The organism is Hyphomicrobium sp. 99 (assembly GCF_000384335.2).
In the GTDB taxonomy this organism is placed as follows: domain Bacteria; phylum Pseudomonadota; class Alphaproteobacteria; order Rhizobiales; family Hyphomicrobiaceae; genus Hyphomicrobium_B.
This window is the reverse complement of the sequence record NZ_KQ031382.1, coordinates 573,784-598,975: the sequence shown is the minus strand read 5'-3', so window position 1 is coordinate 598,975 and position 25,192 is coordinate 573,784. Positions and strand designations below refer to the sequence as shown.

Genomic DNA, 25,192 nt, shown 5'->3' with positions numbered 1-25,192 from the left:
GCTGAAGACGCAGGAGTTTCTCGTCTATGACTCGCGCAACCGTATCATCGCCGAGGCCATTCTTCAGGCTGGCCTCGATCCCCTGATGCTTCCTCAAAGCCACCTCGTCCCGGACGAAAACAACAACATAATGTTGCTTCCTCAGGCCAAGGATTTGAATAAGCGCGACCCTGTCCCTAGCGAGTCGCGCTTGCACCATGTACGTCGCTAACATTCGGACGAGCTGTGCAATTAATTGCACACTTACAGCTTAAGAAGACGCGAAGCAGCTAGCTGCGATTTTGTGGCGACGATTTTCGCCTTCAGTTCCGCCAGTTCTTTTTCCAAGACACCTATTGCTGCTTCCGCCTGGGAGAGGGCGTCTCGAGCGGCATATTCTCTGAACGATGCCGCACCCTCCGACGAACGGCGTTCTTCCTCAAAACTCCAACCGAGTCGCGCGACAATTTCAGCGGTCATAGTTCTACCGCTGCCCGCTACGGCTCTGTCTAAATCTTTCCTCGTCTGTTCGGAAAAGCGGATCAAGAACTTACCTTGGTCGCGGGAACGGTTCTTCACCATTTTGACCAGTTGTCCTTTCAAAAAATGAAGTTGGGCGCATACTGCCTGCCATATAGCATTGGGCATATGTCGATTTACTGCAAGTTGCTGGAGAAAGGTTGGTTACCGATGAGGAAAATAAAGCCGGAAGACGTCGAAGAGGCTGAAATCTGCATTCGCCAACGGCAGCTTTTGGAGAAGTTAAGGCAATTCTTGCTCGACCACGACGCCGACGAAGCGCTGCTCGAGGCAGTGGATCAAGCGGCCGAGGACAATGAACAATGGGGAGTACCCAGTGTCGAAGATGCAATTCGCAACGGTGTAATCAAAGGCTTCAGTTGAGAGTGGTGTGCAATCGCTGGCCTAAGCGAACGCTCATTCAGGATCATGTCCTAGAGCTGGCAAGTATGCGCCAGCGGGAACAACCGACTGCTATTCTTTCGGAGGCATCCGAGCATTCCAAGACGGTGACGATAACGCCGAAGAAGAAGTCATCTTTGGGATCAGTAAATTCACATGCAGGAAGCAATGACTAAATCGCGCCGCGCAGTCATCTACGCCAGATTTTCGACCGACAAGCAAAACGAGAAATCAACAGAAGATCAGGCCGCGCTCTGTCGCGATTACGCGCAGAAGAACGGCTTCAAAGTCGTCGAAGTGTATGCCGACAAGGCGAAGTCGGGCGCATCGGTTTTTGGCCGCTACGGCTTAGAAGGTCTTCTAGCCGACGCGAAGCACGGTTCATTCGACGTCGTGCTGGCAGAAAGCATCGACCGACTTTCGCGCGACCAGGAAGACCTCGCCCGTATTTACAAGCGTCTGCGTTACATTGGCGTCGCCATAGTAACGTTGTCGGAAGGCGAGGTGAACGAACTGCATATCGGCCTGAAGGGCACGATGGGTGCGCTCTATCTGAAAGACCTTGCGGACAAGACGCGACGCGGACTAAGCGGTGTCGTCCGCGATGGGCGACACGCTGGCGGGAAGGCATATGGCTACAGGGCCGTGCCCGGAAAGCGCGGTGAGCTGGAGATCGTCGAGCACGAAGCCGAGATCGTTCGTGAGATTTTCACTCAATACGTTTCCGGCAAGACTCCTCGAGAAATCGCAAAAGCCCTTAATGCCCTACTTGTACTCCCACCCCGAGGGCGATACTGGACCGCTTCTACGATCAACGGCTCTCGCGAGCGACGCAACGGCATTCTTTTGAATGACCTTTATAACGGCGTGACTGTTTGGAACCGACAGTCATTTATGAAGGACCCTGACACGGGCAAGCGGGTGTCCAGACCGAACCCGCAATCAGAGTGGCTGTATCAGGATACGCCCGAGCGGCGGATTGTCCCCGATAGTCTCTGGCATGCCGCACAGGCCAAAAAAGCCGCGCGGGGCGGCCCTCGTCCACATGAAAAGCGCAAACACAAATACCTTCTATCCGGCCTTATCAAGTGCGGCTGCTGCGGCGCTGGCATGACGGTTCACGACACCCGCAACGGCCGGGTGCGCCTTCGCTGCGCCCGTTGGGATCAGACAGGTGCCTGTGGCAACCGCGACGCCTACGACATGCGCATCATTGAGAGGCTAGTGGTCGATGCTCTCAGGTCTGAGTTTTCTAAGCCGGAAATGACGGCCGACTTCGTCAAAGGATACAATGAACGATTGAGGCGGCAGACCACTGATAGTTCGTCCCGACGCGCCAAGACCGAACGCGGGCTGGCAGAGATCAGGGCATCAATCGAACGCTGGCAGAAGCTCTATGTTGCGGGCCACGCAACCGATGCCGAAATGACGACAAACGTCCCGCCCTTGCGCGAGAAAATGGCGAGCCTAGAAGCCGAGTTGGCGACCATAGAAAAACCGCCGACGTTCATAGAGCTTCACCCGCAAGCGATGGCGGCCTATCGAGCGATGCTGAACAATCTTCCTGCGATACTTGCGCACGGTTCGGACGGCGGACCTGCCAAGACACTGCGCAAGTTGGTCAGCGCCATTACCATAAAGCGTTCTGACGAACAGCAACCGATGAGACTGGAAATTCGGGGCAAGATTGCCGAACTACTCACAGCAGCAAAACTTCAAGGAGTGATAACGATGCAAAGTACTGCCTTGGGGGATAACGGTGGTTGCGGGGGCTGGATTTGAACCAACGACCTTCAGGTTATGAGCCTGACGAGCTACCGGGCTGCTCCACCCCGCGTCACCAAAACGCGCGGCCCGGTATGGCTTGCGCGTCCTTAGGATAAACAAGGCCGCTCGTTTCGGAGCGGCCTCTGACCGCCGTATAGCACAAAAAAATCGTCTGGAAACCCCTAACTTCAGATTTCGTCGATAAACCATCGAAGACGCCGAGAACTGGGGCTCTGCACTGCATTCTCAAGCAGCGAGCGTCTATCCTTCGCGGACTCGAAAAACTGCGGCGAATGCGGGCTTAGTGCAGTTGGCGCGATGGCAATCCGGCGAGATTCAAACCTGTAGAATCCAAAGACATGGAGACCAGGTACAGGGGTGTTATGTCGCGACGGTTGGCCACTTCGGGGATCTTCCGAATTTTTTGAACGCGCGGACGCTGCCGCGACGCAGCTTTTTTGACTCGGGTAGGCTTGGCGAGTGCCTTACCCAAATGTCCGCCCAGGGTCATGTATCCGCGCGGCCAGTCCGTGCCAACGATCAACGAAGCGTCGCTGAGGTCTTGAGCGAAGCTGATGCTGGAGCACGACATAGTTGCCATGGCAAACATGACGACAATCGCCGCTGACCTGATAGACGCCATTGCATTCAGTCCGGTGTTTATGATTCTGGCTATATAGAGAGTCCGCAATGCTTCGGTAAACAAAACGTTAATTTGTGTGCTATTTAACTCACATTGCCGTATTTTCGATTGCGTCCCGCCAATTTTTATTTCCGCTTATTGGAAATCCGTCATTTCGGCTTCGGCAAATCACGGCGCTCGGTCATAAAAAATGCCAGCAGTAGAATGCCGATAATAGCGCCCACTTCAGAAGTCAGCGTCCAACCGCCGGCATGATAGGTGATCGTGCCAAGCAAAGAGCCTATGGCGCCGCCGATGAAATTGATCGTCATATAAATCGCATTCACGCGGCCGGCCGTTTGCTTCGGCGCCAGGAAAATGATGCGCTGGCTCGCTATTTGGTTCGTTTGAATTGCTGCGTCGAACACAATCGTGAGCACCACGAGGGCGGTGAGCCATTGCCAATCCGTTGCGATTCCTGTCGCATAAAATGTCAGACCTAGCGTCGCCATCGCGGCGACGGTCATGGATCGAATATATCCCCGATCTGCAAATCGCCCTGCTATCGGCGCGGCGAGTGCGCCCCCAGCGCCTGCCAGGGCAAATATTCCGATGCCCATTTGGCTCAAGCCGAAGCGCTCCGCCAACATAATCGGCGCAGCGGTCCAGAACATGTTGAATGCGGCAAACATCAGCGACTGATAGAGCGCGCGTCTTCTCAGGGCGGGCATGCTTCGGAACAGACCGACCATCGACCGCAATATTTGCAGGTAGTGACTTCCTTTTGGCGGCTGGCGCTTCGGCATGAGGCGCATCAGCGTTGCGCCGATGAGCACCATCAATCCGGCCGAACACCAAAAGACGGCGCGCCATCCGAGATTGGCAGCGATGAAAAGCGCGACCGGACGGGCGAGCATGATGCCGGTCAGAACACCGGCCATGACATTGCCGATGATGCGGCCTCGACGAGCTTCAGGCACGAGATGCGCGATAAAGGGAATGAGCACCTGCGCGCCCGTAGAGCATAGTCCGACCAGAAAAGACGCAGCAAAGAATATTGAAGCTGATGTCGCCGTCGCGATGCCAATGAGGCCGACGATCGTTAATGAGAGCGTCGTCAGGACAAGGCGCTTATTTTCGACGAGGTCCGCCAGCGAAACGAGAAGAAAGAGGCCGACCCCATAGCCGATCTGAGTGGCGCCGACGATCGACCCCGCAAGGTCCTCCCTGACACCGATTTCCCGTCCGATCGAAGCGATCAACGGCTGAGCGTAGTAGAGATTGGCAACGAGAGCGCCTGCCGCGACGGCGAACACGGCGACGAGCACCGCAGACGGCTCGGCTAATTTTGAATCGGGTCCCGGGAAACTCGCGTCATTTAACTGACCGCGACTTGATGCTCGATCGTCCAATGTTGTTTTTCCTCAGTCGCGCAGTTTCTGCACAACAACGTCTGTCTTTTCAGCTGGAAGGGAAACTTCGGTTACATTCGAACCAACGTAAAGTTGCTGTGGCTTTTCGCGCATGAGCTAGACGCGGTCAGGTTGAATATTGCCGCACGTCGGCATTCGCCTTGCTCGCGAGTCTCTCGACCGATAAACGGCGAACCAACGATTTAGGGCCAGCGGTTCGCGCTGGCCCTGACATTTCAGCAGAGAAGGACCATCATGCAGACCAAAGCTTACGCCGCGGAAAAGGCCAAAGCCCCGCTCGCTCCGATTACGATCGAACGCAGGGAGCCCGGACCGAAGGACGTTGCTATCGATATCCTTTATTGCGGCGTTTGCCATTCCGATCTGCATACCGCGCGCGGCGAATGGCCGGGCGTTCTGTACCCATGCGTTCCGGGCCATGAAATCATCGGCCGCGTCACCGAGACTGGCACGGACGTCAAGACGTTCAAAGCCGGTGATATTGTCGGGGTCGGCTGCATGGTCGATAGCTGCCGCACATGTGATCCTTGCCAGCACGATCTCGAACAGTACTGCGAGGGGCCTCACGGATCCACAGGCACGTATAATGGCGCAGCAAAGGGCGGACTGCCGAACACATACGGCGGTTATTCCAAGCACATCGTGGTCGATGAGCACTTCGTGCTTCGTATCCGTCACAAGGTGCAACAGCTCGCCGCTGCGGCGCCGTTGCTTTGCGCCGGTATCACGACATGGTCGCCTCTCAAGCACTGGAAGGTTGGACCAGGCCAGAAGGTTGGCATCGTCGGCATCGGCGGTTTGGGCCACATGGGCGTGAAGCTTGCGCATGCGCTTGGAGCGCACGTCGTGGCATTCACGACGTCACCTTCCAAGAAGCTGGCGGCGCTTGAGCTTGGCGCTGACGAGGTCATCATCTCGACGAATCGCGAAGAAATGAAGGCCCACGCCGGCAGCTTCAATTTCATCTTGGATACGGTCGCGGCTTCCCACGATCTCGACACGTTCACGAGGCTTCTGAAGCATGACGGAACGCTTGTACTCGTCGGCGTTCCGGAGGATCCGCATCCCTCTCCGTCTGTCGGCACTTTGATTTTCGGACGCAAGTCGATCGGCGGTTCGTTAATCGGCGGCATCGCCGAGACGCAGGAAATGCTGGATTTCTGCGCCGAGCGCGACATCACGTGCGATATCGAGATGATTGCGATGTCCGAGATCGATAACGCCTACGACCGTCAGTTGAAGAGCGATGTGAAATATCGCTTCGTCATCGATATGGCGACGTTGACCTGATCCTTTATTTCCGAGGCGAATTCTCGCCATCAGGCCGTTTCTCACCGGCGCTACGCATAGCGCCGGTGAAGGATCTCATTCGGACTTTGACGATTTCTGCAAAGTCGATCCGGCGTCCTTGAACTTCAGCAAGTGGGCGTCGTCGGCGGCCCCCTTCGTCTCGGCGACGACACCGAATTGCAGCGGCTCGTCCTGTGCGTAGCGTTTTCCCAATCTATAAGCGATTTCGGCGCGTGCAGTCTCGACACCAAGATAGAAAGCGTGGCCGATGTCGGCGCGCGTATCGAGGTGGGGGAAAAGCTGAAACGGATCGTCGGAGACGTGGTGACCGTTCCGGTTGTAGATGTGGATGCCATCTTCCGCGACTTCGATGCGATAATTCTGATCGCGAATCTCGGCCGCAAGCGCCTTTATTTCTTCGGGCGTTGACGCAAAGCCTTTCCGGTCTCGCAAAGCCATCAGCCCTTCGCCAAAACCTTGCGGCAGCGCTTCCGCCTTTCGGGCCGCAAAGTATTCGCGTCGAGCCCGGTCGAACTCCTTGATCGCCGTCCGGCAATGCGGACTCACCTGCACGGCGAGAACGCCAGTGATGTGAAGCTCCGAGCACATGCCCATCAGCAGCGCGTTGATGCCGGTCGTATCGGCGTCCGTCAGCTCGGTGACGTTGCCGATCCCCATAAGGATTGGAATATCGGGGCGGCGTTTGCGCAGGTCGTAATAACGTGCGACGGAGGCGGTGAACCCGTAATGGATCGGATCAAGAATGGGATCGGCGTAGAAGGGTCTGTCCTTGGTGATCATGATGTCGATCACGCGATCGAGCGAGTCCATGTCCGCTGCGCCCGCGGAGATGAGGATCGGCGTTGCGGGGCCTTCGTCGACGATGGATATGGTCTTTTCGTTGAGGCTGAAGAGATAGTCGGCGCCTGCGCGCGTCGCTCTGGACAGCTCCTCGGGATTAAACGAATCCACGCTCACCTTGGCGCCATCGGCGTGCAGAGCCGCAATCGCCGCTTCGAGATGGGGAAAAGGACTATCCGGCAGACAGCCGAGATCGATGACGTCTGCACCGTCGGCGCGCATTTTGCGCGAGCGTTCGACGATCTGCTCGGGCGTCATCAGCGTCGCATCGACTATCTCGCCGAAGATCGTGACGTCGTATTCGGAAAGATCGACTTTTCTCGCCTTCTGTCCAAGGTAGGCCGGCAGATCGGCGATCTCCTCGGGGCCCCGTTCGAAGCGCGTGCCGAAGTGATCGGAAAGACGGTCGATGTCGCCACGAAAACGGCCGGGAAGAATCACGCGGTCAGCGTTTTCGGGTAGCTTCAACCGCCGCTCGACGATCTCCGTCGTCATCAATGCTGCCACCTTGACGCCGACGTTGGCGACGATCGGCTCCAATTCGGCGTCATTGAGCTCTTCGGCGATACGCTTTACCCGGGGCTCGGCCAGCGATCCGGTTACCAATACGATGCGCTTGGCCATCGGCGTGCATTTCCTTTTACGAACGCTTCTTGCGTGAATTGGCACCGAACGGGGCGCGGCGCAATCTCCCCTGGATGCCCCATCGACAAATCACTGGATTTACGGTTTTCGTCGTCGATCAAAACTGGAGATGAGTTCCGATGAAGACGGTCCTTCTTATAGGTATCGGCGCCGGTAATCCGGACTACGTCACGATACAGGCCGTCAAGGCGCTGAACGAGACCGATGTGTTCTTCTTTCTCGATAAGGGGGAGGAGAAGGAAGACCTCATCAATCTCAGGCGAACCATTTGCGAGCGGTTCATAGAGGACAAGTCGTACAGAATTGTCGAGGTTCCGGGCCCGATCCGGGACGCGAGTGCGCCAGACTACAAATCGGGCGTCCATGCATGGCACCGGGACAAGGCGAAGATTTTCTCCGACCTCATTGCCAATCAGCTTGCGGACGGCGAGGTGGGCGCGTTCCTCGTTTGGGGTGATCCTTCCCTCTACGATAGTACCGTGCGGGTCATCGAGCACATCATCGCTGAAGGCACGCTCGCGTTCGAATACAGGATCATTCCAGGGATCACGAGCGTGCAGGCGCTCGCGGCCGAACACAAAATCGCGCTCAATCCGATTGGCGAACCCGTTCATATCACGACAGGCCGACGGCTTCTGGAAGGCTTGCCTGACAGCATCGATACGGCTGTGGTCATGCTGGATAACGGATCGGGACTGAGAGCCTGGATCGATGAGGACGCCGAGATTTTCTGGGGTGCTTATCTCGGCACGCCCGATCAAATCCTGATTTCCGGAAAGCTCGATGAATGCGTCGCGGCGATAGAAGAGGCGCGTGCAGAAGAGCGAAAGCGGAAAGGCTGGATCATGGACACCTATCTCTTGCGGCGAAAACCGCGGCGGTAGCGGCTCAGCTTAGCCCTTTCTGTCCCAGGCATCCCAAGGCGGATTTTTTCCGAAACGATCGACCAGAAAATCGATAAAAACGCGGGTTTTCGCGGCGAGATATCGATTGGGCGCGTAAAGGGCGTGGATCGTCAAATCGGGCGGACAATTGTGCGGCAGGACGACTTTCAATCTGCCAGCCGCGATATCGTTGCCGACGATGAACGTCGGAAGAATGGCGATCCCGATGCCTTTCACGGCCGCATCGCGCAAAGCGTCGCCGTTGTTCGAAGACATGCACGAAGCAACCGAGACAGAAACGGGCTCGCCGTTGACTGTCAGATGCCAGCGCTGCAATGAAGTTGTATGGCCGTAGCTCAGGCAGCGATGGCCGACCAAATCTCCTGGCGTTTCAGGTTCGCCGTGCGTCGCGATGTAGTCCGGCGACGCGACGAGGACGATACGCGCGGGCGTAATACGTCGCGCGATCAGACTCGAGTCAGTCGGCATGCCGATCCTCACGGTCACGTCGGCGCCTTCTTCCAGCGGATCGACCAATCTGTCGGTCAATGTCAGTTCGACTTTCAGATCGCTGTAGAGGATCATGAGGTCTGCGATGGCGTTGCCCAGATAGAGCGTGCCAAACGACATCGGTGCGTTGACTTTCAACGTCCCTTTCGGCTCGTCATGAAGCCGGGAGACCTGCGCTTCCGTTTCCTCGACCTGAGCGAGTATTGCCATGCACCGCTCATAATAGGCGAGGCCCGCTTCGGTCGGCGTGACGCGTCGCGTCGTGCGATCCAGGAGGCGTGCGCCAAGGGACTGCTCCAGCTCCATGACGGCCTTGCTGACGGCCGAGCGTGTAAGGCCGAGCCGGCGGGCTGCTTCCGCGTAGCTGCCGCTCGCGATCACCTTCACCAGCGCGTTCATGGCAGCGAGCTTGTCCATTTGTATCCAAATTGGAACCAGACTAGTAAAATCTTGCCGTATTGAGGAACTTACGTCAACGAGCGATATTTTACTCGTTGGCGGCTCTGAGGGGTCGTGGACGGCAGCATTCACAGGGCTCGGAGGCACTCATGACCAAGGTTCTGGTTCTTTACTATTCAAGCTACGGCCACATCGAGAAGATGTCCCACGCCGTCGCGGAGGGCGTTCGTGAAGCCGGAGCCGAGGCGACGATCAAGCGCGTGCCGGAACTGGTGCCTGAGGAAGTCGCAAAGACCATGCACTTCAAGCTCGATCAGGCGGCTCCGATCGCGACGGTGAATGAGCTCGCGGACTATGACGCCATCATCATCGGCGTCCCGACGCGGTTTGGAAACATGCCGGCGCAAATGAAGAACTTCCTCGATCAGACGGGCGGCCTTTGGCTGTCCGGAAAATTGATCGGCAAGGTCGGGAGCGTATTTTCGTCGAGCGCTACTCAGCATGGCGGGCAGGAAAGCACGATTTTGTCGACGCATACCGTCCTGCTTCACCAGGGCATGGTGATCGTCGGCCTTCCCTACTCGTTCCAAGGTCAGATGGGCGTCAAGGAAATCACCGGCGGCTCGCCCTATGGCGCGTCGACGATTGCCGACGGCGACGGTTCGCGGCAGCCGTCCGAGAACGAATTGGCGGGCGCGCGTTTTCAGGGCCGTCACGTTGCACAGATCGCGGCGCGTCTGAAAGGCTGACAGCACGCCCACGGATCGTCGCCAAAACGGCGACGGTCTTGTTCCGCCGGCACCAATTGAAGCGCCGGATCGACTGACCACATTGAGAAGCAACAGAGCGGAATCTCGTGCAAACGAGAAAGGAGAAGTCATGTCTGGCATTCATCACGTCACTGCGATTGCGGGCAATGCATCCCGCAATCTTGATTTCTACACCAATGTTCTCGGCCTCAGGCTGGTCAAGAAGACCGTGAACTTCGACGATCCGGGTACCTACCATTTCTATTTCGGCGATGAGGCCGGTAACCCGGGCACGATCCTGACTTTCTTTCCGTGGGATGGTGCTCCGCGCGGACGGGACGGCGTTGGCTTTACGCAGCAGACGATGTTTCGGGTTCCGGAAAGCGCGATCGGTTACTGGGCGCACCGCTTCGTTGAGAAGGGCGTGAAGCATGAGGCGATCGAGAAGCGCTTCGGGCGTTCGGTTCTGGCGTTTCGTGATCCGGACGGCATGAGCCTGGCTCTTGTCGGTGTTCCGGGCGCGGAAGCGGAGGCGGCTTGGCAGGGCGGCAACGTTCCGGCAGAGCACGCGCTGCGCGGCTTCCATGGCGTCAGTCTTCTGCTCGAGGATGCGGCGCCGACCGGTGCGATCTTGACGGACGTCTTCGGATTTACCGAAGCCGGTAGCGAAGGACCGATCAAACAGTTCGTCGCGAACGGTGCGGTTGCTGGCGGCATCGTCGAGATCCGGGAAGCCAAAGGTTTCCTTGCCGGACATCTGGGCCGGGGCTCGGTGCATCACGTGGCATTCCGCGCCGCGAGCGATGATGTGCAGGCGGAGATGCGAAAGAAGCTCGTCGAGAACCATCACATTCGGACTACGGAACAGATGAACCGCGATTACTTCCGTTCCATCTATTTCCGCGAGCCGGGCGGCGTGCTTTTCGAGATCGCGACCGACCAGCCAGGATTCGCCGTCGACGAGCCTCTGGCTTCTCTCGGCCAGTCGCTGAAGTTGCCGGAGTTCCTCGAAGGCCGGCGCAAGGAAATCGAAGCCGTGTTGCAACCATTGGGACAAGCAGCATGACGACACTTACGACGGAAGTCATTCGCACGGGCGCACCCATCGGTGCCGCCCGTGCGGCGATGATCATGGTGCACGGGCGCGGTGCGAGCGCTCGCGGCATCCTCGAACTCGCGGATGCGTTCGAAGCACCTGACCTCGCCTACATCGCACCGCAGGCTCAATCGGGGAGTTGGTATCCCTATTCGTTCATGAGCCCTATTTCTCGGAATGAACCGGACCTCAGCGTCGCGCTTGGAACACTCGCCGGCCTCGTCGATGACCTGCAGAGGGAAGGTATGGCCTCGGAACGGATCGTGCTTCTGGGATTTTCTCAAGGCGCGTGTCTTGCTTTGGAGTTCGCCGCTCGTAGCGCTCGCCGTTTCGGTGGCGTGATTGCATTGAGCGGAGGGCTCATCGGGCCCGAAGGGACGGCGAGAAACTATCCGGGCTCGCTTGCGGGCACGCCGGTGTTTCTTGGCTGCAGCGATGTCGATACTCACATCCCGCTGGCGCGGGTCCATGAGTCCACGGAAGTGCTGACCAAGCTCGGCGGCGATGTGACAGAAAAGATCTATCGCGGAATGGGCCACACCATCGTGCAAGACGAGGTCGAGCACGTGAAGAAGATCCTCAGCGGCATTGCATTGCCGGTAAGCAGGTCATGAAATGGAATTCGACTTCGAGAAAATGGCGGCGGACGATCGCTACAAGATTTTGACCAGCACGATCGTACCGCGGCCCATTGCTTGGGTGACGACGATTTCCAAGAACGGCGTCCGCAATGCGGCGCCGTTCAGCTTTTTCAACGCGCTCTGCAAAGATCCACCGATACTCGCCCTCGGCATCACCCCAGAAGCCGGCGGCGGCATGAAGGATACTGCGCGTAACATTCTCGATACGCGCGAATTTGTCGTCAATTTGGTGCCGCGTTCCGCCTCGCAATCGATGAACCTGACATCCGGTGACGTGCCCCCCGATGTTGACGAACTGGAACTCGCGAAGCTTAAGACGCGTCCTTCGCTCAAGGTTCAACCGGCGCGGATTTCAATAAGTCCTGTGGCGTTTGAATGCCGATTGCATACGCCAATCGAGATTTCCAATCAGCTGATCGCACTCGGCGAAGTCGTGCAGGCTCACGTCGATGATGCGTTTATTCTGGATCCCGAGAAATTCTATGTCGATACGCTTGCGATGGATCTTATTGGACGCATGCACGGCCGCGGCTGGTACATGGGAATAAATGGCATGTTCGAGATCGCGAGGCCCTGACGGGCAAGCCGAAACAAGCGTGGCGCCGAGACAAGCCCGACGCCACACAGTGTAATTCACAATTGCCTTTGAGACTGTATTTCGTTCGCAACCGCCTCACGCTTGGCTGGGCATATTCCGCGTCGCCTCGAAGAGGAACCACACGCGGCGTTCACTTTCGTCGATCCAGTTCTCCAGAAGACTGGTGGTGGCGACATCGCCGTGCTCGTCGCACAGATCGTGGACTTGGCGCATCTCATCGACAAGCTGGAGATTGTCGTCCCGTAGTTCCGACAGCATGTCGTTCGGAGTGACGAAGTCCGCATTGTTATCGAGAATGCGTTTCTCGCTGTTTATCTGGCCGATGGACCGGATGGTCGTTCCGCCGATTTTGCGGACGCGCTCCGCTATGTCGTCGGTCGCAGCAAAAATCTGTTCGCCCTGCTCGTCCAGCAAAAGGTGATAATCGCGGAAGTGCGGACCGGACATATGCCAGTGAAAGTTTTTGGTCTTGATATAGAGCGCGAAGAAGTCCGCGAGCAGCGCATTCAGCGCGCCGGAAATATCTTTGATGGCGTTATCGGAAAAGTGCGATGGCGTATCGAGTGGAAGCTTGCGCCGGGCCTTAGCGGATTCCGCTTTCATGACTGTCCGTTCCTTACTCTGTGTTGCCTGGGGGAGTAATTCGTAACTTCGCGAAATGTTCATTTCCGATCGTCGGATCGCCGATTATTTCCTTTAATTGCCTTGGCCCGCCGCCTCCTCAGTCAAAAGTCTTAACAGGGAGGACAATTTATCCACAGTCGGCCGGACGGCTGACGCTATTCCATATCGGCTCACCAGCCATCCTATATCCTGGTATGATAACCACGTGACGCCATTGTCGTCTTGCCAGACAAGAACCTTGGTCGGGAGATCGAGGCCTATCACCTGTGCTTGCTGCATAAGAAGGGTGCCGACATTAGGATTGCCGAAGATCAGAACTTCAGTCGGTCGCAGATCTAATCCGACTTTCGCCGCCGCGGCAGCATGATCGATCCGAGCCACGAGGGTCGCATTATGATTGGCGACCAGGGCGGCTAACCTATCGGCTGTTTCCTTCGCCGGGTGGTGGCTGCGAAGCGTGATCAGGCCTTCGACCAAGGTTCATCACCGTTGCGGTTGACCATTTGCCAAGCGAGACAGTTAGCTCCGAGAAACTTCGGTGTCCATTAAACACAAGTTCATCGGCCGTTCGGGAAAATTAGTATAAAGTTTTTCCCCGCTGGGGAGGACTTGGATATCCGCCATCAAGCTGCACGCGCTCAGTGCTGAAGGAAAGCAACGACATCGGTGAAAGTAAACGCAGGGTTGCTCCTTGGACGTTGAGTGCAACGCACTCGGCAACGTCGGATGCTCAAAGGCAACGACTATTCATCGATGAGAGCGGATCGGACGGATTGCAAAATCTCCTCGGAGATGGGGTGGCCCTTGGTCGATCGCGCCAGCATCAGCCCGCCGACCAACATGGAGAGTTGCGCCAGCGTTTCTTCACGTGTCGCGGCTTTCTTTTTTCCCGACAACAAGGGGCTGAGCCGTTCGACAAGCGTGCCCATTGCCGTTGCGAACGCGGCGCGAACGGATCCTCTAGGATTGTCGCGCGCGAGATCACCGCACATCGCGGCTGCGGGACAGCCGGCGCCAATACCATCGCGATGATTTTTTGACGTGTAGCGCTTGATGAATTCAGTCCGGGCGGCTTTCCGATCGGTCCCATTCCGCTCGATGTAGCCTTCATACGTGGCGCGCCGATCTTCGAAGGCTTTGACGCAGGCTTCCGCTACCAGCGCGTCTTTCGAGCTGAAATGGCCGTAGAAGCCTCCGTGGGTGAGGCCGGCCTCGGCCATCACATCGGGGACACTGACGCCGTCGATGCCGCGCTCAAGGAAAAGCCGGGAGGCGGCATCGACAACGTCTTTGCGATGTTGATCGGCCTGCTTGCGCGATACCCGCGGCATGTTCTGTCTCCTCGCCCCTGCACTTACGTCCGCGACGCCTGGGCAGTTCCATTGCTTCTCCAGACGCGCCTAAGCGCTCTTAGCATAAGCGTTTGTGGTGTCGAGGGCGATGCTATTGCCGCCGGAAAGTTCCCGGCGATCCGGTGCGTCAACTTTCGGTGTTGGCGAGATGCGCCGTTTTAATTATGATCATCATATATTAGGCCACCCTTCAGAAACGGCCATTCGAGGGACCAAGTCATGTCGCAAGACCCGATCGTCATCGTATCCGCAGTCAGGACGCCGCTTGGCCGCTTCCTGGGGGATCTGGCGCCGCTTCAGGCGTCCGAACTCGGGGCGCACGCTATTCGCTCCGCGGTCGAACGCGCGAAACTCTCTCCTGATAAAGTCGATGAAGTTCTGTTCGGCAACGTGCTGACTGCCGGGCAGGGGCAGGCTCCGGCGCGGCAGGCCGCGAGAGCCGCCGGGCTTCCGGACGCAACCGGCGCGACGACGATCAACAAAGTTTGCGGGTCTGGAATGAAAGCGACCTTTCTAGCTCACGATCTTCTGGCGGCCGGATCAGCGGATATCGTCGTCTCCGGCGGCATGGAGTCCATGTCGAATGCGCCGTATCTTCTGCAGAAGGCGCGCTCCGGTTTTCGCATGGGCCATGGTCAGGTGTTGGATCACATGCTGCTCGATGGCCTCGAAGATGCCTATGAGAAGGGGCGAAGCATGGGCGACTTCGGAGAAGCGACGGCCGAAGCCTATCAATTCTCGCGGGCCGATCAGGATGCCTTCGCCGTTGAAACTCTAACGCGAGCCCGAACGGCGATTCACTCTGGCGCATTCAAAGCTGAAATTGCGCCGATCAAAATCGCGACCAAGGACGGCGAAAAGATCATCGCGGATGATGAGAACCCGCTGAAGGTTTCGCCGGAAAAAGTCGCGAAACTCAAGCCCGCTTTCCGGCCGAACGGCACGATTACAGCTGCAAGCGCTTCAGCGAACGCCGACGGCGCGGCCGCCCTGGTTCTCACGCGCCGGTCGGTGGCACAGCGTGAAGGGCTTCCCATCTTGGCGGAAATCCGTGCGCACGCGACGCATAGTCAGGAACCTGCGTGGTTCACCACGGCGCCGATCCCTGCGATGCGCAAAGTTCTCGCGAAAGTCGGATGGGAAGCGGGTGAGGTCGATCTTTATGAGATCAACGAGGCCTTCGCTGCGGTCGCCATGGCTGCGCAGAAGGACCTTGCAATCCCGCGTGACAAACTCAACGTGAACGGTGGCGCGTGTGCGCTCGGGCATCCGATCGGCGCGACAGGCGCGCGTCTCATCGTGACGCTGCTTCATGCTCTCGAGAATCGCGGCATGACGAAGGGCATCGCGTCGGCGTGCATCGGCGGTGGCGAGGCGACCGCCATCGCCATCGAGCGCGTGGTTCAGTAATCGCAACGCCGAGGTGGCTTGGCCTCCTCAGACGAGGCCGAGCCGCGATTGCAATCGATCCGTCGATGCCCTCAGAAGCCGGTCGGCGACGATGCCGATGAAGGCGATCGCAAAGCCGGCGGTCAGGCCTCGCCCAGCGTCGGCTTTCGCCAAGGCAATGAAGACTTCCTGACCAAGATCGCGCGTTCCGATCATCGCGCAGATGATGATCATGCTGAGCGCGAGCAGCACTGTCTGGTTGAGCCCGAGCATGATCTCCGGCAGTGCCAATGGCAACTGAACCCTCCAGAACATCTGACGCGGCGTGCAACCGGATACGGTTGCGGCTTCGATCAAGCTTTCGGGGATCTGGCGGATGCCGTGATTGGTGTAGCGAATTGCGGGGACGATCGCGAAGAGGACTGTTGCAATCATCGCGGTTACGTCGCCCACTCGGAAGAGCATGACGACGGGAATGATGAAGCAGAACGACGGAAGCGTCTGCAGCGTGTCGCAGATCGGCATGAGAAACGCGGCGAACCGGTTGCTTCGCGATGCCGCTATGCCGAGCGCGATACCGAGTAGCGCCGCGACAAACGCCGAGACACCGCAAAGGTAGAGCGTCGCCATCGATTTTTCCCAGAGGCCCGTCGCGGCGCAGAAAGCCGTCATCAGGACGACAATGGCCGCGAGGCGGGGACCTGAAAGGCGATAACCGGCAAGGCCAACGAGAAAGACCATTCCGAGCCACGGAAAGCCAACAAGGAAATCCCTTATCGGATTGAGGATGTAGAGCAGCAGGAATGTCCGAAAAGCTTCGATCGTATCGAAGAAGTGGATGTTCACCCAATCGACGACAGCTTTCCACCACGGCGCGGTCGACATCTTGATTGCTGCCGGAACTGATGCAAACGCCGGGATGAAATGGCTCAGCAGAGTTGTGCCCGCAAGGACGGCGATCGCGGCCGTCAGCATTGGGTATCGTTGCAGGAAATTCTGATCCGGCATGTGAGCGGATGGACGCTGGCGCGCAGCCGCCTGGCTCAGCCGATCCAGCACGATGGCAAGCGCGACGATTGCGAGACCCGCTTCCATGCCTTGCCCGATCTTCAACGCGCGCAATGCGAGAAGCACGTCGTAGCCCAATCCGCCGGCGCCGATCATCGAAGAAATGATGACCATGTTGAGGGCGAGCATGATCACTTGATTGACGCCGACCATCAGCGTCGGACGGCCCGAGGGCAGCAAGACCTTCAACAACTTCTGCCGCGGCGTGCAGCCGACCATTTCGCCAAAATCGTCGATTTCGTGGGGCACGCGCTTCAGCGCGAGCACCGTGGAACGCACCATCGGCGGCATCGCGAAAATGGCCGTCGCCAGCATTCCCGAAACCGGACTGTTGCCGAACAGGAGCAGCATCGGGATGAGATAGGCGAATGTCGGCATCGTCTGCATCAGATCAAGCATGGGCTGAATGATGGAGCGATCGATCCAAGGCTTGCGGAATGCGAGAACGCCGAGCAGAAGCCCGAAGATGACGCACAGCGGAACGCTTATCGCGATCAACGCCAACGTCAGCATGGCGCTATCCCATTGGCCGAATAGCGCGATGTAAATCATGCAGCCTGCTGCCAGTGCGGCGAGCCTGACGCCGCCGAAGGCGTAACCGGCGAGGGCGAAGGCGGTGCAAACACCGATCCACGACAATCGCGGCAGCACGAGCGCGTCCGGCCCGTATCCGAATTTCCATCCCTTCGCGAGGAGGCTCATGGCCCACTGAAGCGGCACGTTGAAGAGATCGGTTATGCCTCGCGTCAACCATGTAAAATTGGTTTTCAACCAGGCCATGAACGCCGAGATCCAATCGGCGACGGGGATGATCGCGGTCGAGGGATACTTCACGGCCCAAGGAGCAATATCGGGCAGCATGTAGAGAACGGCGACGCCGGCGACGGCCGCGACCCACACGAGCGTCCAACCGGAAACTGCGGGCGCGCGCGCGGGAGAATGAGTGTCCGCGACCGTCATGCGCGTCCCTCGCGCGACAGATCGCGATCGGCCAGCAGATCAATGACGGCATCAGGCGTTACTTCCCCGAGCGGCCTGCCGTCGGCTGCCGTAACAAGGAAGTTTTTCCGGCAGCCAACTATTCGCGCGGAGAACGTCGATATTTTATCGCTCGCCAGAACCGTTCCACCGTAATTGGCGCCCGATGTTATCGGCCGCATGAGACGTGCAGCCGACATGACCTTGGAGCGCTGAACATCTCGCGTGAACTCGGCGACGTAATCCGTTGCCGGATGCAAAACGAGGTCTTCCGGCGTGCCGGTCTGGATGATCTCACCGTCCTTCATGATGGCGATGCGGTCAGCCAGTCGGATTGCCTCATCGAAGTCGTGGGTGATGAAGACAATCGTTTTCTTCAGTACGCTCTGCAAACGAATGAGCTCAGTTTGCATCTCCCGGCGAATGAGCGGATCGAGCGCGGAGAACGGCTCGTCGAGAAACCAGATTTCCGGTTCGACGGCGAGGCTTCGCGCGATGCCGACGCGCTGTTGCTGGCCGCCGGATAGCTCGCGTGGATAGAACTGTTCGCGCCCGCTCAGGCCGACGAGCTCGATCACTTTCTGAGCGCGAGCCTCGCGCGATTTGCGATCGACACCCTGCACCGACAGCGGGAAGGCGATGTTTTCGAGCACAGTCAGATGCGGTAGCAGCGCAAAATGTTGAAACACCATGCCCATGCGATGGCGGCGGATTTCGATCAGTTCGTCGGGCTTCGCTTTGAGCAGATCCATACCGTCCAGCTCGACGCTTCCCCACGTCGGCTCGATAAGGCGAGAGAGACAACGCACGAGCGTAGACTTGCCCGACCCCGAGAGGCCCATGACAATGAAAATCTCGCCGATTCTCACTTCAAGGGAGGCGTGCCGGACGGCGCCGACAAGCTTGGCCTCGCTGAGATTTTCCGCAGTCGCCACGCCGTTTCGGTCTGCCAGAAACTTTTCCGCCCCCGCACCAAAGACTTTCCAAACGTCCTTGCAACGCAGTTTCACTGGCCGGTTATCTGCGGCCGCATTTGTTTCATCGCGCAGCGGCGCTTGATTGTTCATTCGGGAGTGCCCTATGCGGTCGTGAAGGATTTTCTCAAATACAAAGAGAACCGGACAGTCTTCGTGATGACCGCCGGTTCCCGTCGTTTCAATCAGTACGGCAAAGAAAAAGTCCTCTTCTTACTTCGCCCATTCCTTCCACTTCGCCTCGTTGGCGTTGACCCACTCGGCGGCGACATCGTCAATCGATTTGCCATCGAGATCGACCTGACCTGACAGCTTGTTCAACTCATTGACGTCGATGGTGTAGGCCTTGGCGACCTTGTAGGCGACGGGCCACTTATCCTTGAAGCCCTTCCAGGAGTACTTCCAGATTTCGCCGTGCGGCTTGCCGCAATCGTATTTCTTATCCGGATTGACGCCCCACTTCGGGTCCGTGTAGCAGGCCGGTTCGTATTCGGGGAATTGCACCCATTCGCCTTGGTATTTCGCAGGTGCCCAGTGCGGGGAATAGATCCACAACAGCATCGGCGCCTTGCGCTGGTAGGCTGAATCAAGTTCGGCGAACATGGCGCCGTCGGTTCCGGCATGAACAACGGTGAAGGGCAGCCCTAGCGCTTCAACACGCTCGTCATCGAACCCTTCCCACGTCACGGGGCCGCCGAGATAGCGACCTTTGGGGGCGGTATCAGGCGTGGAGAACGCCTCCGCACACTTCGGATCTTTCAGCGCTTTCCAATCGGGAAGGCCGGGGCACTTTTCCTTCATATAGAGCGGATACCACCACTCTTCCTTTGCCTTGGGACCCAGAGCCCCGAGACGCTCAGTCTGGCCCGTAGCGTCCGATGCCTTCATCGCCTCGGCAGCCGTCGTATCCCAAAACTCGACACCGACATCGATGTCGCCGTTGGTGAGACCCGTCGTCAGGCTCGAAAGATAATCAGCGGTCGGATATTCGACGTTGTATCCGAGCTTGGTGAGAATGCCGCCGAGAATTTTGGCGTTGAGGTTCACACTTGTCCAATCGAACAGCGCAATCTTGATCGGATCATTGGATTCAGGAGCCGCCATCGCTTGAGGCAGACACGCTAAAGATAGCAATGCTGCGCAAGCTCCACCGGTCAAAACACCTTTGACGGAACGGTACATTGGTTAGCCTCCAAGCCAACTTTGTTGAGATCAAAGTAGGAAATCGGCATCACCCGTTTTTTCCTGGGAGTGATTATTTTTGAACTATGCGACTATTGCCGTGATGCGTACAAGGCCAATTTCAAGGCAATCGTCGATTATTTAAACAGCACACGCCTCGACTTCTCCTTTCCCTTTCGTGGTAAAAATCAGCGCTTCCGTTTCGCGCAATTTCGCTCTGCGCGCTGCGCGCAAGTTAAGTCTTCTGCAGCGCAGCAGAGACGAAGGATTTCCCTCGAAACGTCGTGCGCCTTCGAGCCCGCTCGAACTCGCTATTAAGACCCCAACTCGATCTTCCATCTTTCACTCGTCGAGACTGCTGGGCGCGACTTCGGGAAGCAATCAGAAGGAGCCGACCGCCTGCTCCTTCTGAAGAGATTTCAGTACGCTCACTGTTTCCCGGTCACGCCGGGGGCATCTCGAAATACCAGTTCGCTGTAAGCACCACGGCGAGACCTGCAAGCAGCGCCAAGTATGGGAGTATCCCGGCCTTGCGTTCTCCGAGGTCCTGACCTGTCAATCCCAGATCATCGAGAGCACCTTTCGGGAACTGCCCTTTGTCTTGGACATAGTGCCTGAAGGCGAAGACCGGGATGATGAGCGCTGCGAAGATGAAACCGACTAAGAGCGCGTTCGAATAGCCCCAGACCTTCGCCCCTGCCCCCATGAAAAGCGCGTTGACGAAGGCGAGAATCGTATTCAGCCCGATCAGCCACGTTGGCGCACGATATGGGCGATCGATGTAGCCGCTATCTACGCGGTGCATCCATCCCGCATTGAGGTTCAGGAAGTTGAAGATGATGTAGCCGACGTTCGATACGGCGAGGATGAAGAAGTAACCGGCCGAATCCGATGCGATCGCGAGCAAGAAGAGATTGAAGACAAGGTCCGTCCACATGGCGCGCGTCGGGGCGCCGTGCTCGTTCGTATAGCTCAGATAGCGCGGCAGCCATCCGTCGACCGACCCCTGGTACAGTGTCCGCGACGATCCCGCCATCGCCGTCATGATCGCGAGCACGAGAGCCAAGATCATGAGCGCGACGAAGACTTGCTTGATGAACGCGTTGCCACTCGCGACCATATTCGCCATGGCATCGGCTACACCTGTGCCGGCAACAATCCCGGGATCTTTCATCCCTTCGACGCCGAGAACGCCTTGAAACGTAAAGGGCACCAGGATGTAGAGCAGAAGGCAGAGAAGTCCGGAATAGAAGATGGCCTTGAACGTATCGGTTCGAGGGTTGCGGAATTCCCGGGTGTAGCAGATTGCGGTTTCAAACGCGTAGGTCGACCAAGCTGCGATGAACATACCGCCGAGAAAGAGTGTCCATCCTACGTTACCGTCGGCCCCAGGGAGATAAGGTCCTGCCACGTTCTCGGCGTGGAACTTGCCGTTGAAGAGCGGTACGATGCCGACGATCAGCATCGGGATGATGACGAGAAGGCCGATATATTTCTGCGCATTGGCCGTGCCGAGGATGCCTCGATGCTGAATCGCGAACACGATCAGCATCAGTATGGCGCCGATAAAGAACGACGAGTTGAAGTTCAGCGTTCCGAGACCCGGAATCGCCACGCTCAGCGCATTAAAGGATTGGATGGCTGGCGTGTGGACCGCAGTTACGGCTGTGATCGCGTCCGCGGCTGCCTTCCCCGTATTGGCGGGATCGGCGAGCCAAGCGATGACTTCGGGCGATTGATCCGTAAAGAGCGGGATCGGCGCCACGGCGTTCAAAATATAGCCTGCCGCGATGGCGCATCCGAGCGACAGTACCGGCGACCAGGCGAACCAATTACACCAGACGGAGAGAGGTGCGATCAGTTTCGAATAGCGAAGCCAGGCGGTCGCGCCATAGACCGAGGCGCCACCGGATTTATTGGGGAATAGGCCGGCGATTTCCGCGTAGGTGAAGGACTGCACAAACCCCATGATCATGGAGAGTGTCCAAACGACGAAGGCGAGCTTTCCCGCGGTGCCGGCAATGCCGCCGATCGAGAACAGGACGAGCGCGGGCACGCCGCTCGCCACCCAAAATGCACCGCGCCAATCGATTGCTCGATGAAGTGTGTTTCCGGAAATGTCCCCAGCTTGTTTTTCGTAAGTCGCCGTCATGCGTATCCCCCGAGCTTGATTTTCATCAGTGGGCAAAACGAGAAGCGCCACGAACCGGGTCTCCGGCGCGTGGCGCTAAGCGAGCAGTCGAATTTCGAAAATTTTCGCGCGCCTGGGACAACACCAGACGCTGCAGGCATTTCTGCCCGCTATGGCTCCGGTTCGTTGCGCGGTGTCCAGGACGGACATGCGAACCTCTGTACCAATCGCAACCAATAACCCTGTAAAACTAGGGCCTTTTTAGCGTATCATAATGATCATTGAACGCAACGAATTTGCCAAATTGCCAGTCAAATTGTTTTCTTAAGACGATTGCTGCAGTCGCTCAACGAGAGCGAATTTCGCGCATGAAGTTGCGATAGAGCTTTTGTGCGTTTGCAGCAAAATTTGACGCATGAGGCTTCGCAGTCTCGGCCATACGCGGCAGCGCGCCGGGTCCGTGCGTTCGCTCCAGAGCCTCAGCGTAAGCCGGAATATTACCCCAATCGGCGATCGTATTTTCCTCGACCTCAACGTGATACTGCATGCTCCAGGCGTTTCGACCGACGCGCATTGCCTGACAGGGACAGATGTCGGATTTAGCCAGCACCACCGCGCCTTCAGGCGGCTGAGCTACACGCACAGAATGCCATTGGACCGCTTTAAACTCGTTCGGCAGATCGCCGAACACCGGATCGCTTGCGGCTTCCGGCGTCAACGCAATGTCGAGGATTCCAATTTCCGGCGGGCGCTGCGGGCCACATGTGCCACCCAGTGCATCTGCGAGGAGCTGGTGGCCAAGACAGAGCCCCACGAAGGGACGGCCCAAATCGCGGACCCAGCGCCGGATCGCGCGCTTCTCCTCGATTAGCCAGGGATGTTCTTCGACATCCCATACGTCCATCGGTCCGCCCATGACCCAAAGCGCATCATAGTTTTCGAGCGGCGGGATGGTCTCTCCCTCGTCGAGTTCAACCGCGTCCCAGGAAATGCCGTCGGCGGCGAAGAATTTGCGAAAGATGCCCGGATGCTCACAGGCGATGTGTTGAAATACGAGAAAGCGCACGAGCCCCCCAATGCATGCTGCGGAGTAATCCCTGTGGCATAGTAGAGAAAAAATTTCCACCACCAAGAAAGTGGCGCAGACGCGATGACGAGCGACATGAGGGAGTCATCGCCGAGCGCTAGATTCAAATGTTCATCGTTTCCCGGACCAATTTCCGGGCGTCAGTTCGAGTGAGGGTTAAATGTCAGCAAAGCAGCTCATCTCATGCGCAGTTCTCGCCGCATTTGCGAGCGCGGCGCCAGCCGTTGCTGATGGCAGCCGGCATAACGTCGTGCTTTTTGTTCCTGATGGATTGCGGGCCGGCATCGTGACGCCCGAGACTGCGCCGACCTTCGCCGATATCCGGGACAAGGGCGTCAACTTCGTCAACAGCCATTCGCTGTTTCCGACATTCACGATGCCGAACTCGAGCGGCATGGCGACCGGTCATTATTTGGGCGACACCAGCATTTTCGGAAATGTTCTCTACGCGGGCTTCCCGATCCGCACGGCTGCTTCGGCGCGCATGGCGTTCATTGAAAACGATGGCGTTCTTGGTGACATCGACGAGCATTTTGCCGGCAACTTCATCGACGAGGAAACGATCCTGCATGTTGCTCATCGCGCGGGTTTCAACACCGCTGCGATCGGCAAGATCGGTCCGACACTCGTGTTCGATCATACGTCTCGCGACGGCGGTGAAAGTGTCATCGTGGACGATGCGACGGGAACTCCCGCAGGTATTCCGCTCACCCCTTGGCTGAGCGATGGCCTCAAAGCGGCCGGTCTGCCATTGGAGGCTCCGAGCCGGTTGACGAACAAAGAAAGCGGAAATTTTCACGAGCCCGGCACCAAGGACGCCAATGTCGTTCAGCAGGGGTATTTCACTGCGGCGCTGACGCGGGTCGTTCTGCCGAAGTTCAAAGCTGACGGAAAACCATTCGTCGTTGTTTTCTGGTCGCGCGATCCGGATGGAACGCAACATAACCAGGGCGATAGCCTGTTGAAGCTCGAACCGGGCATTAACGGACCGACGTCGATGGCAGCGATCCGCAATGCGGACTCGAACCTCGCAGCAATCCGGCGGACGCTCGATCAACTCGGTATTTCCGAGACGACCGATATCGTCGTCTCCGCAGATCACGGATTCTCGACGATTTCAAAGCAGAGCGAGACGAGCGGCGCCGCCCGGGCGAGTTATGCCGATGTTCCCCCTGTCATGCTACCGCCGGGATTTCTCGCACTCGATCTCGCTGCGGCGTTGAACTTGCCGCTGTATGACCCTGAGAATACGAACGCGAAAATCGAACCCGGCAACCACCCCAAAGTCGCAGACGGCTTGATCGGTGAAGATGCCAATGCACCGAAGGTGGTTGTCGCGGCGAACGGCGGATCGGACCTCATCTATATTCCGAGCGGTGATCAAGAACTGGCGCAGAAGACAGTCGATGCGCTGCTGGCTCAGGATTATGTCAGCGGCCTCTTCGTCGATGACCACCTGGGGAAATTCCCGGGGACCTTGCCGCTCTCGGCGATCAACCTGCAGGGTTCGTCGCTGATGCCGCGGCCGTCGATCGTCGTCAATTTTAAAAGCATCTCAACGGGATGCGCCCAACCTGAACTCTGCACGGCAGAGGTTGCCGATACGGGTCTCCAGCAAGGGCAGGGAATGCATGGAAGCTTCAGCCGTGCGGATACGGCAAATTTCATGGCGGCGTTCGGACCTGATTTCAAGAAGGGCTTCGTCAGCGCGTCGCCCGCCAGCAACGCCGATGTCGGCCGCACCATCGCGACGATCCTTGGCTTGATTCCGGAAAGTCATGGCAAGCTTGTCGGGAGAACGCTTGGCGAAGCTTTGACAGATGGCTCTGTGCCAACGTGGGAGCGTAAGACGCTCGTCTCCGAACCGTCGTCGTCGGGATTACGGACGATCCTCAATTACCAAGTTGCGGGCGAAACGAAATACTTCGACGCGGCAGGCTTTGAAGGACGCACGGTCGGGCTCGTGCCGGATGCCGCGGTGGCTCAGAAGAAGTAAGGACCCTCTCTCGGGG

General features: G+C 57.8%; 23 protein-coding genes and 1 tRNA gene. 10 read left to right on the top strand and 14 right to left on the bottom strand.

Annotation, left to right across the window (positions count from 1 at the left end):
• Positions 1-243: 243 nt before the first annotated feature.
• Positions 244-561, bottom strand: coding sequence for a hypothetical protein (locus G359_RS03225; RefSeq protein WP_197077519.1), 318 nt, complete (start codon positions 559-561; stop codon positions 244-246).
• 66 nt (positions 562-627) lie between these two features.
• Here G359_RS03225 and G359_RS03220 point away from each other — a divergent pair, with 66 nt between their 5' ends.
• Together G359_RS03220 and G359_RS19860 are read left to right on the top strand one after the other, a co-directional pair.
• Positions 628-882, top strand: a complete 255-nt coding sequence (locus tag G359_RS03220; RefSeq protein WP_045834964.1) for a hypothetical protein — start codon at positions 628-630, stop codon at positions 880-882.
• Between the two features lie 174 nt (positions 883-1,056).
• Positions 1,057-2,682, top strand: a complete 1,626-nt coding sequence (locus G359_RS19860) for a recombinase family protein (RefSeq protein ID WP_082072772.1) — start codon at positions 1,057-1,059, stop codon at positions 2,680-2,682.
• Here the strand turns inward: G359_RS19860 and G359_RS03210 are convergent.
• From G359_RS03210 to G359_RS03200, 3 genes are all read right to left on the bottom strand, one after another.
• A tRNA-Met gene (locus tag G359_RS03210) sits at positions 2,661-2,737 on the bottom strand. The two genes, G359_RS19860 and G359_RS03210, sit on opposite strands and share 22 nt — an antisense overlap.
• A gap of 231 nt (positions 2,738-2,968) precedes the next feature.
• Positions 2,969-3,310 (bottom strand): hypothetical protein, encoded by a 342-nt coding sequence (locus tag G359_RS03205; RefSeq protein ID WP_045834963.1) that lies wholly within the window; start codon positions 3,308-3,310, stop codon positions 2,969-2,971.
• Between the two features lie 149 nt (positions 3,311-3,459).
• Positions 3,460-4,617, bottom strand: coding sequence for an MFS transporter (locus G359_RS03200; RefSeq protein WP_045834962.1), 1,158 nt, complete (start codon positions 4,615-4,617; stop codon positions 3,460-3,462).
• 339 nt (positions 4,618-4,956) lie between these two features.
• Here G359_RS03200 and G359_RS03195 point away from each other — a divergent pair, with 339 nt between their 5' ends.
• Positions 4,957-6,012, top strand: a complete 1,056-nt coding sequence (locus G359_RS03195; protein WP_045834961.1) for an NAD(P)-dependent alcohol dehydrogenase — start codon at positions 4,957-4,959, stop codon at positions 6,010-6,012.
• 75 nt (positions 6,013-6,087) lie between these two features.
• Here the strand turns inward: G359_RS03195 and G359_RS03190 are convergent, their stop codons facing one another.
• Positions 6,088-7,497 carry a DUF6513 domain-containing protein gene (locus G359_RS03190; protein ID WP_045834960.1) on the bottom strand — a complete coding sequence of 470 codons (1,410 nt, stop codon included), beginning with the start codon at positions 7,495-7,497 and terminating at the stop codon, positions 6,088-6,090.
• A gap of 140 nt (positions 7,498-7,637) precedes the next feature.
• Between G359_RS03190 and cobF the strand changes: the two genes are divergently transcribed.
• On the top strand, positions 7,638-8,402 hold the full coding sequence (gene cobF, locus G359_RS03185) for a precorrin-6A synthase (deacetylating) (protein ID WP_045834959.1): 765 nt from the start codon (positions 7,638-7,640) through the stop codon (positions 8,400-8,402).
• 9 nt (positions 8,403-8,411) lie between these two features.
• Here cobF and G359_RS03180 read toward each other — a convergent pair whose 3' ends face one another.
• Positions 8,412-9,329 carry a LysR family transcriptional regulator gene (locus G359_RS03180; RefSeq protein ID WP_045834958.1) on the bottom strand — a complete coding sequence of 306 codons (918 nt, stop codon included), beginning with the start codon at positions 9,327-9,329 and terminating at the stop codon, positions 8,412-8,414.
• Between the two features lie 131 nt (positions 9,330-9,460).
• Here G359_RS03180 and wrbA point away from each other — a divergent pair, with 131 nt between their 5' ends.
• The 4 genes from wrbA to G359_RS03160 all read left to right on the top strand — a co-directional run bounded on the left by wrbA (position 9,461) and on the right by G359_RS03160 (position 12,374).
• Positions 9,461-10,060: an NAD(P)H:quinone oxidoreductase gene (gene wrbA / locus G359_RS03175; protein ID WP_045834957.1), complete on the top strand. Its 600-nt coding sequence runs from the start codon at positions 9,461-9,463 to the stop codon at positions 10,058-10,060.
• A 130-nt stretch (positions 10,061-10,190) separates the two neighbouring features.
• Entirely contained in the window at positions 10,191-11,126 is a 936-nt protein-coding gene (locus G359_RS03170) for a ring-cleaving dioxygenase (RefSeq protein ID WP_045834956.1), read from the top strand.
• A complete protein-coding gene (locus G359_RS03165; protein WP_045834955.1) occupies positions 11,123-11,770 on the top strand; it encodes an alpha/beta hydrolase in 648 nt (215 codons plus the stop codon). The genes G359_RS03170 and G359_RS03165 overlap by 4 nt, the downstream gene beginning before the upstream one ends.
• Position 11,771: 1 nt before the next feature.
• A complete protein-coding gene (locus G359_RS03160) occupies positions 11,772-12,374 on the top strand; it encodes a flavin reductase family protein (protein WP_045834954.1) in 603 nt (200 codons plus the stop codon).
• 96 nt (positions 12,375-12,470) lie between these two features.
• On the opposite strand, the gene G359_RS03155 is transcribed toward G359_RS03160, so the two are convergent.
• The 3 genes from G359_RS03155 to G359_RS03145 form a co-directional block, all read right to left on the bottom strand.
• A complete protein-coding gene (locus G359_RS03155; RefSeq protein ID WP_045834953.1) occupies positions 12,471-12,998 on the bottom strand; it encodes a Dps family protein in 528 nt (175 codons plus the stop codon).
• Positions 12,999-13,091: 93 nt separating this feature from the next.
• Positions 13,092-13,496, bottom strand: coding sequence for a DUF302 domain-containing protein (locus tag G359_RS03150; protein WP_045834952.1), 405 nt, complete (start codon positions 13,494-13,496; stop codon positions 13,092-13,094).
• Positions 13,497-13,762: 266 nt separating this feature from the next.
• The gene (locus G359_RS03145) at positions 13,763-14,350 is read right to left on the bottom strand and encodes a TetR/AcrR family transcriptional regulator (RefSeq protein ID WP_045834951.1); all 588 of its coding nucleotides are present in this window, start codon (positions 14,348-14,350) and stop codon (positions 13,763-13,765) included.
• Between the two features lie 240 nt (positions 14,351-14,590).
• Here G359_RS03145 and G359_RS03140 point away from each other — a divergent pair, with 240 nt between their 5' ends.
• Complete coding sequence (locus G359_RS03140; protein ID WP_045834950.1) at positions 14,591-15,781, top strand: acetyl-CoA C-acyltransferase; 1,191 nt, start codon at positions 14,591-14,593, stop codon at positions 15,779-15,781.
• 27 nt (positions 15,782-15,808) lie between these two features.
• On the opposite strand, the gene G359_RS03135 is transcribed toward G359_RS03140, so the two are convergent.
• The 5 genes from G359_RS03135 to G359_RS03110 all read right to left on the bottom strand — a co-directional run bounded on the left by G359_RS03135 (position 15,809) and on the right by G359_RS03110 (position 23,159).
• A complete protein-coding gene (locus G359_RS03135; RefSeq protein ID WP_045834949.1) occupies positions 15,809-17,788 on the bottom strand; it encodes an ABC transporter permease in 1,980 nt (659 codons plus the stop codon).
• Positions 17,785-18,873, bottom strand: coding sequence for a quaternary amine ABC transporter ATP-binding protein (locus tag G359_RS03130; protein ID WP_045834948.1), 1,089 nt, complete (start codon positions 18,871-18,873; stop codon positions 17,785-17,787). The genes G359_RS03135 and G359_RS03130 overlap by 4 nt, the downstream gene beginning before the upstream one ends.
• Before the next feature lie 120 nt (positions 18,874-18,993).
• Positions 18,994-19,962 carry an ABC transporter substrate-binding protein gene (locus G359_RS03125; protein ID WP_156150646.1) on the bottom strand — a complete coding sequence of 323 codons (969 nt, stop codon included), beginning with the start codon at positions 19,960-19,962 and terminating at the stop codon, positions 18,994-18,996.
• Between the two features lie 442 nt (positions 19,963-20,404).
• Complete coding sequence (locus tag G359_RS03120) at positions 20,405-22,114, bottom strand: APC family permease (RefSeq protein WP_045834947.1); 1,710 nt, start codon at positions 22,112-22,114, stop codon at positions 20,405-20,407.
• A gap of 325 nt (positions 22,115-22,439) precedes the next feature.
• Complete coding sequence (locus tag G359_RS03110; protein WP_045834945.1) at positions 22,440-23,159, bottom strand: type 1 glutamine amidotransferase; 720 nt, start codon at positions 23,157-23,159, stop codon at positions 22,440-22,442.
• Between the two features lie 181 nt (positions 23,160-23,340).
• Between G359_RS03110 and G359_RS03105 the strand changes: the two genes are divergently transcribed.
• Positions 23,341-25,176 (top strand): alkaline phosphatase family protein, encoded by a 1,836-nt coding sequence (locus tag G359_RS03105; protein ID WP_045834944.1) that lies wholly within the window; start codon positions 23,341-23,343, stop codon positions 25,174-25,176.
• Positions 25,177-25,192: the final 16 nt, after the last annotated feature.